We start from the raw sequence: 1145 nt of genomic DNA, 5'->3' as shown, positions 1-1145 counted from the left end.
ATCGAAACCCTGTACCTCCCTGCCATGGAAGGAGGTTATTCAGTCAGCGGAGTCGTTGCCTGAGGTCGATATGTGGCGTTCAGCAGCCAGACGACATGGTATAGAGCGCGATCAAATTCCCGAAACAGTGCTGAATAAAATCTATGAGATCTATGGCAATATCCCAAAAGACATCACCCAAACAACGGGGGCATTACCCGTTCTGGCTCATGGGGGATTAGATAACCTGATTATCGCCGCGCAGCAGGCCCAGTCCCATGAGGGGTCCGTTACACTGGAACCCAGGCACTGGCGTAAAGCGATCAACAGCGTACTCACCCACTGCACTCGCCAGCATCCGTCCGTCCGTGATTTTATGAAAGTGGCCTGTGAAAAGCTGCTCCCGGATCAGGACAATCAAGAGTGGGTTGACCCGGATCAGCTGGCACACTGTCTGCGCTCCCTGAAAAAGATAGACCGGGCATATGTTCAAACAAACTTCTGGCACCTGGCCCGGGCCTGTGGGCCGGGTGTTTTTAAAACGTTGAAGCTGGATTTCACGAGCCCAAACCAGAAGGGTGAAAAACCTGCCGCGACGGATGTCCTGTGTGCACTGCTGGTGTGCCATGGGCCCGAGGTGATGAGAAAGGGCCTGAAAATACAGCTGAAACCTGACCCTGATCTTGTGCAAAAGTGCAGACATCTGCCCATACGTTCAACGGTGAACAGGAAAATACTGACCGATGCTCTGGCCAGTGGTTGGGGGCTCAACATAGAGTTTCGTCAAAGTGGCTTCAAGATATTGAATCATCTGGCTGACTACTGCCAGCCTCTCTCGATAGACTCCGTACATGTCATAGCTCAACTGAAAAAGGTGCTTGTCTGGCATGGCGTGCAAGACGCCCCCTTTGAGACCCTGGTGGATGATCTCTTACGCAGCAGAATCAACCAGTCCAACAAGGAACAGCGGCGCCTTAAACGCTTAAAAGAAAGGCTGGCTAACTCTCCGGTTATCTTTATCCAGGGAGATACTGCGACAGGAAAAAGCTACAGTGCTGCCGAAGTGGCCAGACAGTCAGGGCCTGTTTTTGTGGCCTCACTGGGCCCCTCAACGGATGAGCGGGAACTTGTTCAAAGGTGGGTATGGAAAGAAGGGCCCGGAGCCG

The 1145-nt window shown here is 52.8% G+C and carries 1 protein-coding gene; it reads left to right on the top strand.

Annotated features, from left to right (window positions below; genetic code table 11):
• Positions 1-70: 70 nt before the first annotated feature.
• Positions 71-1145: hypothetical protein (locus E1189_RS01470; RefSeq protein WP_155158327.1), on the top strand; the 1075-nt coding region annotated here is incomplete at its 3' end.

This window comes from Parendozoicomonas verongulae (assembly GCF_009711465.1).
Taxonomy (GTDB): domain Bacteria; phylum Pseudomonadota; class Gammaproteobacteria; order Pseudomonadales; family Endozoicomonadaceae; genus Sansalvadorimonas; species Sansalvadorimonas verongulae.
Note: the sequence above shows the minus strand (reverse complement) of the source record. Positions and strands in the feature narration are given on the sequence as shown.